The organism is Bosea sp. 29B (assembly GCF_902506165.1).
Classification (GTDB): Bacteria; Pseudomonadota; Alphaproteobacteria; order Rhizobiales; family Beijerinckiaceae; genus Allobosea.
In genome coordinates this window covers 5,242,848-5,258,092 of sequence record NZ_LR733817.1, presented here as the reverse complement: position 1 = coordinate 5,258,092, position 15,245 = coordinate 5,242,848, and the positions used below count along the sequence as shown (strand labels likewise).

Here is a 15,245-nt window from a genome sequence, read left to right as displayed (position 1 = left end):
CGCCGGACTACGCCCTGCGAAGAAGGGCCAGCCACTCCGGCGAGGCGGTCGCCAGCACGTTGTAGCCGCGGCGCCTGTTCGTCTTCAGGCCCCGCATCGCAGCGAGCGGGTCCGGTGCCTCGCGAAAGCGGCTGCCGTCATAAACGAAGACCGGCATGCCCAGGGCACCCGATACGAATCTGGTGTTGCGATGCTCCGCATCTGCCCCCTGCTCTTCGTAGACCAGCAGCGTCTCACGCTTCAGCATCTCGCCGGCGCCACGAAGAGCCGCCTCTTCCACGCCCTCAACGTCGAGCTTCAAAACCAACCGCCTGCGCTGCGCGAACCATGGCGAGCGCGTCATCAGCCCGTCCAGAGACACGCAGCACACGGTTTCTGCATCGGGTCCGGTCTGAGTAGCGTCGACGATGGCGAGCCCCTCATGGGTCGGGCCATCCAGCGTCACCATGCCCCCGTCTGTCTCGGCGACAGCGGCATGCACGACCTCGAAGCGGTTCTGGTTGATTGCTGCGTTGGCTCGCAGCTCGGCGGCGTTGCGTCCCGATGCCTCGATTGCGATCGCAGCATGCGCACCGAAAGCCTGCCCCGAAACCAGAACCGACCAGTAGCCGAAATTCGCCCCGCAATCGACGAAGCCGAAATCCTGGTCGCGAATTACCTGAAAGAGCGTGACCATTTCCGGCTCGTAGACCACAGAGCGCGCCAACAGGCGGCTCCAATAGGCGTCTGCGAATGGAAACCTGAAGCGGCTGTCGGCATCGAGCTGCAGGGCGATATGACGCTCCGGCGCCACTCGCCTCAGAACAGATGCGATCCGGCCATAGCCCTTGAAATAGACCGGTTGAAGGAGTTGCGAAGATCGCCGCAAACCGGACAGCGCGAGACGTTCGACCAAGGAGGTTTCCGCCGAACTGGCACGCCCCTCCTGCACCACGATATCCGACATTGATCGCATTCCGAATCTTGGAGGGCGCTACGCATCGGATCGCGGCGGCGTCCCGTACAAAAAGTCGCACCGATCGAGGCGAGCCAACTGATCAGTGCAGACCGTAGATCAAGACAACCTTAAGGTGCGGTAAAACGGCACCGCGAGCACATGCTCACGCAAGCTTAGGAAAGCTGTGCGATAGACCGCGCCTCATCCTCCGAACGATCGCAAGCGCATGCACTCACCCTCTCCCGCCCCCTCCGTCGTCATCTTCGGCTCGGCCAAGCCCGTCACCTGCGCTGTGATGGACTATGCCTATCGGCTCGCCGGCGCCGTCAATGCGCTGCGCCCCGGCCTCGTCGCGATCCGAACGATCGAACCGGAACGCCCGGCCGCCTTCATCGGCGCCATCGCCGAGGAATTGCGCCGCGACCGCATCGTGCATTTCCAGATGCCGATCGAAGGCTGGGGCAACAGCGTCGTGCCGGGCTCGGCGCTGATGGCAGCGCGATTGATGACCCGCAAGGGCCGTATCGCCATCACCCTGCACGAATGGGCCTCGCTCAATCGCCTGCGCTATCTCTCGATGGTGCCGGACATCCTGGCCTGCGACGGCTTCGTCCTCGTCTCGCCGCAGCAGCGCGAGAGCTTCCTGACGACGCCGTTGGTCGGCGCGGCGAAGAAGCGGGCGGCGCCGGTCATCCCGATCGGCCCCAACATCATGCCGGCCCGGATCGACCCCGAGCGGGTCGCGGCGGAACGGGTGAAGCTGCGCGGCAGCGGCGCAAGCGAAGCCGATGTCGTGATAGGCTATTTCGGTGTGCTCTATGCCAGCAAGCGGCCCGATGTCCTGCTGCGCACGACGCAGGCGCTGCACCAGCGCGGTGTCAAAGCGCGCCTGCTGATCTGCGGCGATTTCCTGTGGGACAAACCTGGAGATCGCGAAGCGTTCCTCGCGCTCGCGAGCGAACTCGGCGTCGCCGACTGGCTCGATTTCCGCGGCCGGATCGACGACGAAAGCGAGCTGATGGCGACGCTCTCAGCCGCCGATGTCTTCCTGCTGCCCTTCACAGACGGGATCAGCACGCGGCGCGGCAGCTTCCAGGCGGTCAGCCAGCTCGCGATCCCGCTGGTCTCGACCGAACCGGAGCGGCAGGACGAGTTCGCGCTAGCGCCGGCATTGAAGGCGAAGATCGACAATCCGGCGACGATGCTCTGCCCGGTCGACGCCACGCCCGAGCGTTTCGCCGAAGCCGTGCTCACCGCCCAAGCCCGCAAGGCGGAGGCGATCGGCGTCGATCTCGCCAGGTTATGGGATGAGGCCGCCCTCGCCCATCTCAGCTTCTATGACGGTTTGAAGGCGCCTGCCTGAAATATGAATCCGCGGCGCTCAGCGCAGCGCGACGATCGCCAGACCGATCAGCGCGACGATGGCGGCGCCCCACCAGAGCCGTCGCAGTTGCGCGCTCTCGGCATCGTGCCGCGTCTCGACGCTGGAGAGTTCCTCATAAGCGAAGGCCTCGCCAGCGAAACGCGCGGCCCGCTCAAGGCCGGCAATGCGAATCTTGGGTACTGCGGAACGCGACGCCACGAGACATTCCCCCTCTAGCCAGCTTAGCCGAATGCGCTGTCGGGACCAGTCCCGATTCGCATCACGATGATGAAACCGAGGCCCTTAACGGCTGCTGAACCGACAAGCGGCGACCAAGGTTCCTTGGCCGGCTGTGCCATCCCGGGATGACGGTTCGGCGACGGTCTCGCTGATCCTGACTTTCGGCGGCAATCCGATCGGTTTATTGCGGGAGAGCGGCGGGTTATAGGGGCTCCGGCAGGCGGTCGGCAGGCCGATGCGCTATCCTGCGATCTGAGCGAATCAGCGAGTGCGGTGACGATGACGGACGATCTCTTCGGCGAAGATGGCGGCAAGGAGATGCGCGAGGAATCGCGTGCGCCCGCCCCTGCGCCGAAGCCGGCCGCGCGCCCAGCCCCGCCCCCGCGCAGCGGCACGCTCTCCGAGGCCGGCTACGACGCGTCCGCGATCGAGGTTCTCGAGGGGCTGGAGCCGGTGCGGCGCCGGCCGGGCATGTATATCGGCGGCACCGACGAGCGGGCGCTGCATCACCTCTTCGCCGAGGTGATCGACAACGCCATGGACGAAGCAGTCGCCGGCCATGCCAGCTTCATCGATGTCGAGTTGTTCGCCGACGGCTCGCTCGCGGTCACCGATAATGGCCGCGGCATGCCGATCGACCCCCATCCGAAGTTCCCGGACAAGTCGGCGCTCGAAGTGATCATGACGATCCTGCACGCCGGCGGAAAGTTCGATTCCAAGGTCTACGAGACCTCGGGCGGCCTGCACGGCGTCGGCGTCTCCGTCGTCAATGCGCTCTCCGACCTGGTCGAGGTCGAGGTCGCGCGCGGCCAGATGCTCTATCGCCAGAGCTTCTCGCGCGGCATCCCGCTCGGGCCGCTGGAGACCGTCGGCCGGGCGCCGAACCGGCGCGGCACCCGGGTGCGCTTCCATCCCGACGCGCAGATCTTTGGCGAAGGGGCGCATTTCGTCCCGGCGCGGCTGTTCCGCATGGCCCGCTCCAAGGCCTATCTGTTCGGTGGCGTCGAGATCCGCTGGCGCTGCGCGCCTTCGCGCTTGCAGCCGGAAGGCGATGTCGCGGCTGAGGCGGTGTTCAAGTTCCCGGGGGGGCTGCGCGACTATCTCGCCCGCGAGATCGAGGGCAAGGACCTCGTCGCCGAGCCGATCTTCTCAGGCAAGATCACCAAGGAAGGCGGCCACGGCTCGCTCGAATGGGCGGTGGCCTGGCTCGCGACCGGTGAGGACGGCTTCTCCTCGTCCTACTGCAACACCATCCCGACGCCGGAAGGCGGCACGCATGAATCCGGCCTGCGCATCGCCCTGCTGCGCGGCCTGCGCGACCATGCCGAGCGCATCGGCCAGTCAAAGCGCATGGCGCAGGTCACCGCCGACGACGTCATGGCGACCTGCGCCGCCATGCTCTCGGTCTTCATCCGCGAGCCGGAATTCCAGGGCCAGACCAAGGACAAGCTGGCGACGCTGGAAGCGGCCCGCATCGTCGAGAACGCGATACGCGATGCTTTCGACCATTGGCTCGCCGCCTCGCCACAGCAGGCGCTGAGGCTGCTCGACTGGTCGGTCGACCGGGCCGAGGAGCGCCAGCGCCGGCGCCTCGAGAAGGAAGTCTCGCGCAAGACCGCGACGCGTAAGCTTAGGCTCCCCGGCAAGCTCGCCGATTGCAGCAATGCCGGCGCGGCAGGCTCCGAGCTGTTCATCGTCGAGGGCGACTCCGCCGGGGGCTCGGCCAAGCAGGCGCGCAATCGCGCCAACCAGGCGATCCTGCCCCTGCGCGGCAAGATCCTCAACGTCGCCAATGCGACGCGCGAAAAGCTCAACGCCAACCAGCAGCTCGCCGACCTGATCCTGGCGCTGGGCTGTGGCATCGGCAGCCAGTTCCGTGAAGACGACCTGCGTTACGAGAAGGTCATCGTGATGACCGACGCCGATGTCGACGGCGCCCATATCGCCTCGCTCCTGGTCACGTTCTTCTGGCGCCAGATGCCGCGACTGATCGAGAAGGGCCATCTCTATCTGTCCGTGCCGCCGCTCTATCGGCTGCGTCATGGCACCAAGTCCGTCTATGCCCGTGACGATGCCCATAGGGACGAGCTGATCGAGACTGTCTTCAAGGGCAAGAAGCCGGAGATCGGCCGCTTCAAGGGCCTGGGCGAGATGATGCCGGCCGAACTCAAAGAGACCACGATGGACCCGAGCAAGCGCTCCTTGCTCAAGGTCATGGTCGACCACGAGGCGAAGGAAGAGACCTCCGACACGGTCGAGCGGCTGATGGGCAACAAGCCGGAGGCGCGTTTCCTTTTCATCCAGGAGCGGGCCGCCTTCGCCGGCGAGCTGATCGACCTGTGAGGCGAAGACTGGCCGGCTTGCGCGCCGGGCTCCCCGGCAAGCCTGCCGGGCTGTCTTGCCACCGACATGCGCTCACCTTGGGCGCATGCCGACCGACCCGCACGATGCCGACCATGATCCCGCCCAGCGCCACGAGTCCGCGCCCTATCTCCGGCCCTTGAACGCATGGGCGAGCCTCCTGCCTCTCCATCTCGACGCGATGCCCTGGCCTCGCTCTGGGCCGATCTTGAAATCTTCCACGCCATCGCCTCGACGGGCGGCCTCGCTCTGGCAGCGTCTGCGCTCGGACTGAGCGAGACGACGGTCGCGCGGCGCCTGAAAGCCTTCGAGGCGCGGCTCGGCCTGCCGCTGTTCAAGCGCGGCGCCAACCGGCTGATCCCGACCGAGATCGGCCTCTCGCTCGCCGAGGATGCGGCAGCGGCGGCCGAAGCCGTGGCGCGCTTCGAGACGCGGGCGAACTCGGCCCGTGCCCGCGACGACGCTCCCGTCCGCATCACCGCGACGACGTCGATCAGCCTGTTCCTGACCCAGCACGCCGCCCGGCTCTCGGCTGCGGCAGGTGGCATCGAGATCGTCATCATCAGCACACGCGATCGGCTCGATCTGGCGCGCGGCGAGGCCGAGATCGCGATCCGCATGCGCAAGCCGCCGGGTGACGCCGGCTATTTCGGCCAGAAGGTCGGCAAGCTGGCGCAGGCCTTCTATGCCCGGCACGACGTCGATCCGGCGACCGCGCCGGTGATCTCGGTCAGCCGGGATGTCTCCTCGCGCATCGAGCAGCACATCCTCGCCTGGGCGGCCGGACGGCCGATCGCCGCCCGCGTCGGCGATTCCGCCGCGCGCTATGAGAGCATCCGCTCGTCCGGCGCGGTCTCGATGGCGCCGTGCTTCCTGGCGGATGCCGATGCCGGGCTGATCCGGCTGGAGGAGCCGCCCGAGGCGACCGCCGACGAGATCTTCCTGGTCTCGCATGAGAGCAGCCGGCAGCGGCCGGCGGTACTGGCGGTCCTCGATGGGTTGCGCCAGCTGTTCCGCGAGCATCGTGGGAGGCTGGAGGGGCGCGGCTGAGCGCTTGCTAGGAGGTCTGGATGCCGAGATAGAGGCAGTAGAACGGCATCGTCCAATTGTGCATGTAGTCGTATTCGCCGTCGGTCTTCAGGCGGAAATTCGCCCATTCATTGCGCCAGCGTCCGACCGGGAGGAAGTCCGAGCCGGGCAGCGGCGGCCCCTGCGACGTTACCCCGCTGCGGAACAGCCGCTTCTTGCCTTTCGAGTTCGCCGGCCGTGTCTGCGGTACAGGATCGATGGCGTAGCTGGCGGCAATGTCGAACTGCTTCTCCGCCTGCGAGACGAGCAGGTTGTGATCGCTGATGCCGCTCGAAAAGGTCATCGTCTCCAGAGTGTTGAACGAGAAAGCGCCGTTAGTCAGGTCGCTCATCTCGGTCAGCACCTGTCGCAGGAAGGCCGCATCCCTGGCAAAGGGCCCGAGCTCGCCGCCAGCTGCACCGGAACGGACGATCTGCATGTAGCCGAGATTGCGCTTTTGGGCCGCGAGCGTCTGGGCGCCCCAGCGATTGACGACATGATTCAGCAGCACATAGTCGACCAAGGGCTTAGACAGCGGGTTGGTCCAGTTCAGCGCCGCGAGCCTGGCCCGCGTCTTCGGCCCCTGCCCGCCGAAGCCATGGCTGATGCAGATCAGCAGGCGATCCGCTTTGACCTGCGCCGGCAGCAGCAGGATCACCGCACGCTCGATCCCGTCCTTGTTGCGGGCGGCGAAAATCGCGAGCCGCCCGGTCGTAGCCGGCATGATCTGGAAATCCAGTGGCGGGCCGCCGGCTCCCTGCTTGTAGGTCGCGGTCTGGATCACGGCGATCGGCGGGATGACCTGCGTGATCAGGTTGTTCGCGGAGGGAAAGGAGCCGAGAATCTCGTCGGTGACCAGCCTGACCACCGACGGCTTCTTGGGAACCGGCATGGGTGGCGGCACTGGCAGGATGTTGTTGAGATTCTTGAGCAGATTGGCGATCAGGTCGAGGGTCAGCGGGCCGACGACGCCATCCTTTTCGAGCTGGTTGTTGCCCTGGAATTCCAGTACGCGACCATGGGTGCGCGTTCCGAAAATGCCGTCGACGACGAGCTTGACGAGCCGCGTCGGCAGCAGGTTGAGCTGGTTCTGCAGCAAGCGGACCGGTTCACCCCGGGCCCCCTGTTTCAGCATGCGACGCCCCTTTTGACGGTGACGACCACGGACTGTCCTAGCGTAAGCCGTTTATTCGCGCCAAGCGATGGCGAACTGAACCAGAGACGCTTCGCTAACCAAGTTTTTACAGCCGCTGCTGCATGCTCTGTCTATCGGCGATCCACGCCATTTGCTTTCCGGAGTTCTGCGATGCAGCTCGTCATCGCCTTCCTGCGCAACAAGCGCGGCACCATGGTCGCCGATGTCGCCAAGGCCGGCGCAGCGATCGCCTTCCTTTCCGTCATCGCTGCCAATTTCGTCTCGAGCCACACAGCACAGCTCGATCGCGACGCGATGCGTGAGGTCGCCCAGGCTGCGGCAAAGGGCCAGGCGATCGACCCGCTGGTCACCGGCTCGATCGTCAAGCGCGCCAACGAAACCAAGCTCGACCCCTGTGTGGTCCCGCGCTGAGCCCTAAGCGAGCCAGTCGCGCAAAGCCGCCGTGACGATCTCCGGCGCTTCCAGCGTCGACAGGTGGCCGCAGCCCGGTATTTCCAGATAACGCGCCTTCGTCCCGATGCCGCCGACGATCTCGCGTGCCTCGTCGGGCGGCGTGATCGCGTCCTCCGCACCGACCACGACCAGCGTCGGGACGGATATCGTCCCCAGCACTGGCCTGGCATCGGACCGACCCATGATGGCGCGCTGCTGGCGGATGAAGCCTAGCGGCCCCACCGCCTCGGCCATCGCCCGCACCTCCAGCCGCAACGCCTCGTCGACCAGCCGGCTGGGCGCGACCAGCTTCTGCCAGAGCAAGGCCACGACATTGTCGAAGGCGCCCTTCTCCGCCAGCGCTATCATCTGCTCGCGCGGCGCGTTGGTCTCGGGCGTCGGCGGTTTGGCGGTGGTGTCGAGCAAAGCGAGCCGCGTCACCCGCTCCGGTGCACGACGGATCGCCTCCAGGGCGACATAGCCGCCCATAGACAACCCGCACAGCGCAAAGCGCTCCGGCGCCGTAGCCAGCAAACGTTCGACCATCGCTGTGATCGTGTCGTCGGTGGTGTTGTCAGCGACCAGAATCTGCCGGCCCGAAGCCAAGGCGAGCCATTGCGGGGCATAGAGTGCAGGCGTGCAATTCAGGCCGGGGACCAGGACAAGTGCTTCGGGTATCTTGCTCTGCATCGTGCTCACTCTTCACCAATCCTGCTCTGGCTGGATCCGACCAGGTTGAAGCAAGCCGGTCGTGAATCCGTACCCATTTTTTGTTCAGAGACCGTTCGGACGACCGCCTTGCGATGCAAGCAGATCGGAACAAGCTCTAGAATGTTGACTTTGCCCCGTTTTTTCTGCATTGCACGGGCGTCCGAAGGCGCGCAACCCAGCAAAGTCGCGCCACCGTTGCGGTCGATCGGTCATCCCGCCACGTGTCCCCGACCCTTGAGAAGCGCAACTATCGATGTCTTTTGCCGAACTCGGCCTGAGCGATAAGGTTCTAACCGCGGTCTCGACCGCCGGCTACACGACGCCTACCCCCATCCAGGCCCAGGCTATTCCCCACGTGCTCGCCCGCAAAGACGTGCTCGGCATCGCCCAGACCGGCACCGGCAAGACCGCGGCCTTCACCCTGCCGATGCTGACCATCCTGGAGACCGGCCGCGCCCGGGCCCGGATGCCGCGCACGCTGATCCTCGAGCCGACGCGCGAGCTCGCCGCGCAGGTCGAGGAAAACTTTGTCCGCTACGGCGTCAACCAGAAGCTTTCGGTCGCGCTGCTGATCGGCGGCGTTTCCTTCGGCGACCAGGATGCCAAGATCACCCGTGGCGTCGACGTGTTGATCGCGACGCCCGGCCGCTTGCTCGACCATGTCGAGCGCGGCAAGCTGCTGCTGACCGGCGTCGAGCTGCTCGTCATCGACGAAGCCGACCGCATGCTCGACATGGGCTTCATCCCGGACATCGAGCGGGTTTGCAAGCTTGTTCCCTTCACGCGGCAGACCTTGTTCTTCACCGCGACGATGCCGCCTGAGATCACCCGGATCAGCGAGCAGTTCCTGCACAATCCGGTTCGCATCGAAGTCGCCAGGCCGGCGACCGCCGCCGCGACCATCACGCAGCGCCTGGTCGCCTCACACAACCAGGACTACGAGAAGCGCGATACGCTGCGCAAGCTGATCAAGGACGCCAAGGATCTGCAGAACGCGATCGTGTTCTGCAACCGCAAGCGCGATGTAGCAACGCTGCACAAGTCGCTGCTGAAGCACGGATTCCCGGCCGTGGCGCTGCACGGCGACATGGACCAGTACGCCCGCATGGCGGCGCTCGATTCCTTCCGCACGGGCGAGAACCCGATCCTGGTCGCGAGCGATGTCGCGGCGCGCGGCCTCGATATCCCTGCCGTCAGCCACGTCTTCAATTTCGATGTGCCGACCCATGCCGAGGACTATGTCCACCGCATCGGGCGAACCGGCCGCGCCGGCCGCGAGGGCGCCTCCTTCACCATCGTCACCCGCCATGACGACAAGCTCCTCGCCGCGATCGAGAAACTGACCGGCCAGAGCATCGAATGGGCCGGACCGGGCCTCGAGAGCCTGCCGGCAGCCGAGCCGCGTGAAGAGCGCCGTGGCCGCCGTGGCGACGACCGAAAGGGCGGCCGCCCGCAACGCGGCGGACGCGATGGCAAGCCGCCGCGGGCCGAGCCGAGGAGCGAGCACGCTCGATCCGAAAGCCGCCCCGAACGGGCCGAGGTGGAGGCTGCGCGCAGCAACGAGGCACCACGCGCGCCGCGCCGCGAAGAAGCCTCCGGCAACGGCGCGCCGCACGGCAATCGTGGCCGGTCGCCCCGCCGAGACGACCTCGATGACGGCCCTAAGGTCAAGGGCCTCGGCGACCACGTCCCTGCCTTCCTGCTGCGCCCCGTCCGCGTCGGCTAAAACACGTTTCCTGGCAACCTTGCTTTAACTTCGTCTGTCCTAGGGTCAGGCGCGTAGCGGGCGCGGAAGAATTTCGCGCTCGGCAGGGGACAGGATGTCATGACCAACAGCAGCTCAGGCTCGCCGCAGGCTCACGACCTCGCCGAGCAGGTTGTTGCAGCGATGCGACAGCATTATTCCCCTGGGTATCCGCGCGCTTTTGAGGTTTGGTACGCCCATCTCAGCGGCGAGATGCCGGCGCTCAGCATGGCGATGCAGGCTGTGATCGCCGCCAGCAATGGCGAAGTCGGCGTCGCCGACATCGACACGCTCTACGAGAAATTCGTCAGCACCGACCGCCTGTCGCGACAGGCCGAGCGCACCAGCCTGCAGGTGCTCGCCGAGATCGAGAGCATGATGGCGCTGGTCGATCGGGCGCTCAGCTCCAGCGAGCAATACCATGGCCGGCTCTGCGCCATGTCGGAGGAAGTGCCCCCATCCGCCGACCGGCAGAAGCTGCGCGAATGGGTCGAGGCGCTCGTCCTGTCGACCCGCGAGGAGGTCGCCCGCAAGACCCAGCTCGAAGGCCAGCTGCGCGAAAGCGCGCACGAGATCCGCAATCTGCGCGAGGCGCTGGAATCGACGCGGGCCGAGGCGCTGACCGACCCGCTCACCGGCCTCGCCAATCGCCGCCATTTCGAGGAGATGCTGCAGAAGGCGATCGATCAGGCGACGCTGCGGCGCGAGCCCTTCGCCCTTGTCATGGCCGATATCGACTTCTTCAAGCACTTCAACGACATGCACGGCCATCTGACGGGGGATCAGGTGCTGCGCCTGGTCGCCCGGACGATGAAGGACAAGTTCAAGGACAAGGCAATCATCACCCGCTTCGGCGGCGAGGAGTTCGCCATCATCCTGCCGGAGGCCGATGTCGTCGCCGGCAAGTTTGGTGCCGAGACGGTGCGCCAGGCGCTGCTGACCCGCGAATTGGTGAAGCGCTCGACCAATGAAAGCCTCGGGCGGATCACCATCTCGCTCGGCGTCTCGGTCTATCGGCGCGGCGACACGGCGAGCTCGATCGTCGAGCGGGCCGACAATGCGTTGCTGCAGGCCAAGCGCGACGGCCGCAACCGCACCGTCACCGAGGACGCGATCCAGGACGCCGCGAAGGTCGCCTGAGCGGCCGCCTGATACCCTTCTTGAGCGCTGCCTCGCGCGCGTCGGCAAGCGCGATCTCAGTGAAGTGGCGCAGCACATCTTCGTCGTCAAAAGCCGCCGCCGGCAAACGCCAATAGCCAAGTTCGCGCTCGCGGCTGCGCGCCATGTAGCGGAAGGGCTCGCTGCCGACCGCCATGAATTCCGGCCGCGTCGCTTCCGTCGTCTTCAGGAAAATCTCGCCATCGAAGGCAAGCGCGAACATCGCGTCGCCGGCATAAACGCCGAGCCCGCCGAACATGCGGCGCATCCGAACCACCACGACCGGCGCGAACAGCTCCGCGATCGCGTCGGCATCCATGCGTGGCTACTGGGCCGCCAGCGCGTTCTCCGAACGCGGCTTGATCTCGACCGATTCGCCGCAGCCGCAAGCCGAGACCTGGTTCGGGTTGTTGAAGACGAAGGTCGAGGAGAATCGATCGGTCTTGAAGTCGAGCTCGGTGCCGAGCAGGAACAGCACCGCCTTGGCGTCGACGATCACGGTCGCGTCCTTCTCGGTCACGACCTCGTCGCCCTTCCCGGTCGCGCGCGCGACCTCGAAGGTGTATTCCATGCCGGCGCAGCCGCCCTTCTTGACGCCGACGCGCAGGCCGAGCGCCGGCGAATCCGGATTGTCGCGCGCCGACTGCGCCATGATCTCGCGAATGCGCCGAGCGGCGGCATCGGTCAGCGAAACCACCTTCAGGCCGGGTATCGAAAACATTCCTCGTCCCTCCTCGACCGGATTCAAGGTCCGGTGAAAACAGGATTGCTGACAGCAACATAAGGATTGGTGAGCGCAACGTCGAGATGCGCCGGCCGGGACGGCGCCATTTGCTTGCGTCCATTGCATGGAGCGCACGCCCGTGCACTCTGGCCACATCATCCCAGCATCCGACAGACAGCCATGACATCCTATCGCCTGCACCGGCCCGAGGCGCTCCGCGCCCTCACCCGCGCCATGATTACCGCCGCCGGCTGGAGCGAGGACGAGGCGAAGGAGACGGCCGAGCATCTGGTGCTGGCCAATCTCAGCGGCCATGACAGCCATGGCGTCGGCATGCTGCCGCTCTATTTCAACTCGCTCGCCGACGGCAATCTGAAGCCACAGTCCAAGCTCACCGTCCGCAGCGAGCTCGGCTCCTTCCTGATCGTCGACGGCAATGTCGCGCTCGGCCAGCCGACGGCCCGCAATGCCGTCGACCGCGCCATCACGATCGCCCAGACCGGCGGCGTCGCCGTACTCAATCTGCTCGATTCCCACCATATCGGCCGCATTGGGCATTATTCCGAGGTCGCGGCGGCTGCCGGGCTGATCTCAGTGTTCTGGGTCAATGTCGCCGGCCGGCCGCCGATCGTCGCGCCTTTCGCTGCCAAGCAGGCACGCTTCGGCACCAATCCGATCTCGATCGGCCTGCCGGTGCCGGGCGGCGAGCCGTTGATCCTCGATTTCGCCACCAGCCGGATGGCGCATGGCAAGGCCCGCGTCGCGCTCAACAAGGGCGTCGACGTGCCCGAGGGCTACATCATCGACGGCGAGGGCCGGCCGACCGTCGAGCCCCGGCATGTCTTCCTGCAGGAAGGGCTGCCGCTCGGCGCACTGCTGCCCTTCGGCGATCACAAGGGCGCCGGTCTCTCGCTGATCGCCGAATTGCTCTCGGCCGGGCTGATGGGCGCGGCCCGCATCGACCAGAAGCCGCATAAGACCTGGATCATCAATTCGCTGTTCGGCGTGCTGATCGACCCTGCCCGGCTCGAGCCCGATGCGGACCTGCGTCAGCAGCGGATCGAGAGCTACCTCGCCTTCGTCCGCGCCGCTACGCCACAGGATCCGTCCCAGCCCGTGCTGGCGCCGGGCGACAAGGAGCGCAATACGCGGATCGAGCGCGAGCGCGACGGCATTCCGCTCGACGGCGAGACCTGGTCGCAGATCGTCGCCGCCGCCAAGGCTCACGGTGTCAATGCCGAGAATTTCTAACGACGATTAGGTGCCGGGCTCCTCGCGATCGCGCGTATGCTGCTCGGCGCCCTTCTGGTGCGCCAGCCAGGGCTCGCGGCGGATCGTCCAGAGCTCATAGGCCGGGACGAGCGCGCTCGGTGGGCTGTCCAATGTGCCGAGCTTGATCTCGATTTCGTCGGAGCCCTCCGCCCAGCAGAACAGCGGCGAGCCACAGGCCGGGCAGAAGCGTTCGCCGCCGGCGCGGCTCTGCCAGCAAGCGAGCTCACCGGACAGGGCCGTGCTCGCCCTCGGCCAGATACCGAAATAGGAGAAGGTCGAGCCGGAGCCTTTCCGGCAGGTCTCGCAATGGCAAATCCCGACGCGTGTCGGCTCGCCGTCGAGCTCGTAGCGGACCTGTCCGCAATTGCAGCCGCCTGAGAGTTTCATCGTCGCCTCGCATTCTCGAGCGGCAGATCAACGGACTATGGCCGGACCGGTTCCAGAGCCTCGATCTGACGATGTCTCTGCCCGCATGACCAGTGTTGGGCCGCTTCACTCCGGCAGGCCGGCCTTGCGGAAGCCGGCGACGAAGCGCTCGCGCAAGGCATCGTCGCGGAAAGGCTCCATCGTCGCCCAGTGGCGGATGCTGAAATCCGGATTGCCGACCAGGAAGAGCTCGGCCTCGGCGCGCGCCTCTTCGAGTTGGCCGAGTTGAGCAAGAGAGGCTGCCAGGAAACGGCGCGAGCTCGTCCGATGGGTCTCGTCCCGGCGCAAGGCCTCGACGGCAGCCTGATACTCGCCGGCGGCATAGAGCGCCTGGCCGAGAGGCAGATAGTACCAACTCGCCGGAAACGGGTTCAGCCGGAACGCCTTGCGGATGTGTTCGAGACCGTCCTCAATCTGCCCGGCCAGGACGGTGATATCGGAGAGCGCCGCCCAGGCATCGGCTTCGTTCGGATCGAGTGCTAGCGCCCTGGCGAATTCCGCGTCCGCCTCGGCGAAGCTGCGCTCATAGGCAAGCAGATAGGCCAGGGCCCAGCGGCAGCCGGCATCGTTTGGATCAATCGCCACGGCCTTGCGTGCCAGTTCCAGGGCGATGTTGCGCGACGCCTCCGTCGGCCCGCCGGAATGCACCCAGCCCATCCAATGGTTCAAGGCCAGCCAGCGATAAGCTTCGGCATAGTCCGGGTCGAGCGCGATCGCGCGCGTCAGCAGCAGATGCGCTTCCTGCGCCGCCTGGGGCGTATCGTCCATCAGCCGGCGCGCACGCACGCAGAGGTCATAGGCTTCGAGGCTTTTCGGCCGCTGACGGGGCGGCGGGGTGCGCAGTCGGCCGAGCAAGGCCTCGACGATCCGGGCCGTGACCTCGTCCTGAACGGCGAAGATATCGTCCAGCTTGCGGTCGAACCGCTCCGCCCAGAGATGGTCGCCGCTCGAGGCATCGATGAGCTTGGCATTGATGCGCACCCGCCCGGCGGCGTGCCTGACGCTTCCCTCCAGCAGATAGCGCACGCCAAGCTCCTCGGCGATCGCGCGCGCATCTCTCGCCTTGCCTTTGTAGGCAAAGGCCGAGTTGCGCGCGATGACGAACAGCTCCGCGGTTCTGGACAGATCCGTGATCAGGTCTTCGGTTAGTCCGTCCGCAAAGCTTTCCTGCTCGGGGTCGTTGCTGACATTGACGAAGGGCAGCACGGCGATCGACGGCTTGCCGGGCAGCGGCAAGGGCTTCCGCGGCGCATCGCCGAGCCGTTCGACGGTCCCCGCGAAGCGATAGCCGATGCGCGGGATGGTAGCGATCCACTCGCCACCATCGGCGGGGGTGCCGAGCAGTTTGCGCAATTGCGCGATCTGGACGGTGAGATTGCCCTCCTCGACCGCCAGTCCCGGCCAGGCTGCATCCAGCAACTCGGCCTTGCTCAGGATATCGCGTGGTCGCCCAACGAGTGCAGCGAGGAGCTTCAGGCCGCGATAGCTGGCGGCGACAGGGATATCGTTCTCAAGGAGCGTTCCCGCGCTTGAATCGAGCACGAACGGGCCGAAGGCGAAGCGCGATCCCTGCATGGGCTGAATCCATAGCCCGTTTGGAAGTTTTTGGAACTCTTCGGGCGGGCTTAAGGACCGCACTGCCCGCATCCAGCA

At 66.1% G+C, this 15,245-nt stretch carries 15 protein-coding genes; 7 read left to right on the top strand and 8 right to left on the bottom strand.

The window, feature by feature from the left end; genetic code table 11:
- Positions 1–7: 7 nt before the first annotated feature.
- Positions 8–946, bottom strand: a complete 939-nt coding sequence (locus GV161_RS25465) for an FkbM family methyltransferase (RefSeq protein WP_159650406.1) — start codon at positions 944–946, stop codon at positions 8–10.
- A gap of 217 nt (positions 947–1,163) precedes the next feature.
- Between GV161_RS25465 and GV161_RS25460 the strand changes: the two genes are divergently transcribed.
- Positions 1,164–2,300, top strand: coding sequence for a glycosyltransferase (locus GV161_RS25460; protein WP_152014683.1), 1,137 nt, complete (start codon positions 1,164–1,166; stop codon positions 2,298–2,300).
- Positions 2,301–2,318: 18 nt separating this feature from the next.
- On the opposite strand, the gene GV161_RS25455 is transcribed toward GV161_RS25460, so the two are convergent.
- Entirely contained in the window at positions 2,319–2,519 is a 201-nt protein-coding gene (locus tag GV161_RS25455; protein ID WP_091829211.1) for a hypothetical protein, read from the bottom strand.
- A 300-nt stretch (positions 2,520–2,819) separates the two neighbouring features.
- On the opposite strand from GV161_RS25455, the gene parE reads away from it, so the two are divergent.
- Positions 2,820–4,883: a DNA topoisomerase IV subunit B gene (gene parE, locus GV161_RS25450; protein WP_152014682.1), complete on the top strand. Its 2,064-nt coding sequence runs from the start codon at positions 2,820–2,822 to the stop codon at positions 4,881–4,883.
- Between the two features lie 165 nt (positions 4,884–5,048).
- A complete protein-coding gene (locus GV161_RS25445) occupies positions 5,049–5,951 on the top strand; it encodes a LysR family transcriptional regulator (protein WP_152014681.1) in 903 nt (300 codons plus the stop codon).
- A 7-nt stretch (positions 5,952–5,958) separates the two neighbouring features.
- Here the strand turns inward: GV161_RS25445 and GV161_RS25440 are convergent, their stop codons facing one another.
- Complete coding sequence (locus GV161_RS25440; RefSeq protein WP_152014680.1) at positions 5,959–7,104, bottom strand: peptidoglycan-binding domain-containing protein; 1,146 nt, start codon at positions 7,102–7,104, stop codon at positions 5,959–5,961.
- Positions 7,105–7,275: 171 nt separating this feature from the next.
- Between GV161_RS25440 and GV161_RS25435 the strand changes: the two genes are divergently transcribed.
- Positions 7,276–7,536, top strand: a complete 261-nt coding sequence (locus GV161_RS25435; RefSeq protein ID WP_152014679.1) for a hypothetical protein — start codon at positions 7,276–7,278, stop codon at positions 7,534–7,536.
- A 3-nt stretch (positions 7,537–7,539) separates the two neighbouring features.
- Here the strand turns inward: GV161_RS25435 and GV161_RS25430 are convergent, their stop codons facing one another.
- Positions 7,540–8,247 carry an alpha/beta fold hydrolase gene (locus GV161_RS25430; RefSeq protein ID WP_152014678.1) on the bottom strand — a complete coding sequence of 236 codons (708 nt, stop codon included), beginning with the start codon at positions 8,245–8,247 and terminating at the stop codon, positions 7,540–7,542.
- A gap of 274 nt (positions 8,248–8,521) precedes the next feature.
- On the opposite strand from GV161_RS25430, the gene GV161_RS25425 reads away from it, so the two are divergent.
- Both GV161_RS25425 and GV161_RS25420 read left to right on the top strand, forming a co-directional pair.
- A complete protein-coding gene (locus GV161_RS25425; RefSeq protein WP_152014677.1) occupies positions 8,522–9,994 on the top strand; it encodes a DEAD/DEAH box helicase in 1,473 nt (490 codons plus the stop codon).
- A 99-nt stretch (positions 9,995–10,093) separates the two neighbouring features.
- A complete protein-coding gene (locus GV161_RS25420; RefSeq protein WP_152014676.1) occupies positions 10,094–11,152 on the top strand; it encodes a GGDEF domain-containing protein in 1,059 nt (352 codons plus the stop codon).
- On the opposite strand, the gene GV161_RS25415 is transcribed toward GV161_RS25420, so the two are convergent.
- A complete protein-coding gene (locus GV161_RS25415; RefSeq protein ID WP_152014675.1) occupies positions 11,112–11,489 on the bottom strand; it encodes a TfoX/Sxy family protein in 378 nt (125 codons plus the stop codon). The two genes, GV161_RS25420 and GV161_RS25415, sit on opposite strands and share 41 nt — an antisense overlap.
- Before the next feature lie 6 nt (positions 11,490–11,495).
- Positions 11,496–11,891 (bottom strand): iron-sulfur cluster assembly accessory protein, encoded by a 396-nt coding sequence (locus GV161_RS25410; protein ID WP_152014674.1) that lies wholly within the window; start codon positions 11,889–11,891, stop codon positions 11,496–11,498.
- Positions 11,892–12,074: 183 nt separating this feature from the next.
- On the opposite strand from GV161_RS25410, the gene GV161_RS25405 reads away from it, so the two are divergent.
- Complete coding sequence (locus tag GV161_RS25405) at positions 12,075–13,145, top strand: malate/lactate/ureidoglycolate dehydrogenase (RefSeq protein ID WP_152014673.1); 1,071 nt, start codon at positions 12,075–12,077, stop codon at positions 13,143–13,145.
- 6 nt (positions 13,146–13,151) lie between these two features.
- On the opposite strand, the gene GV161_RS25400 is transcribed toward GV161_RS25405, so the two are convergent.
- Positions 13,152–13,553, bottom strand: a complete 402-nt coding sequence (locus GV161_RS25400; RefSeq protein WP_152014672.1) for a GFA family protein — start codon at positions 13,551–13,553, stop codon at positions 13,152–13,154.
- 105 nt (positions 13,554–13,658) lie between these two features.
- Positions 13,659–15,167: a FlgO family outer membrane protein gene (locus tag GV161_RS25395; protein ID WP_152014671.1), complete on the bottom strand. Its 1,509-nt coding sequence runs from the start codon at positions 15,165–15,167 to the stop codon at positions 13,659–13,661.
- Between the last annotated feature and the right edge of the window lie 78 nt (positions 15,168–15,245).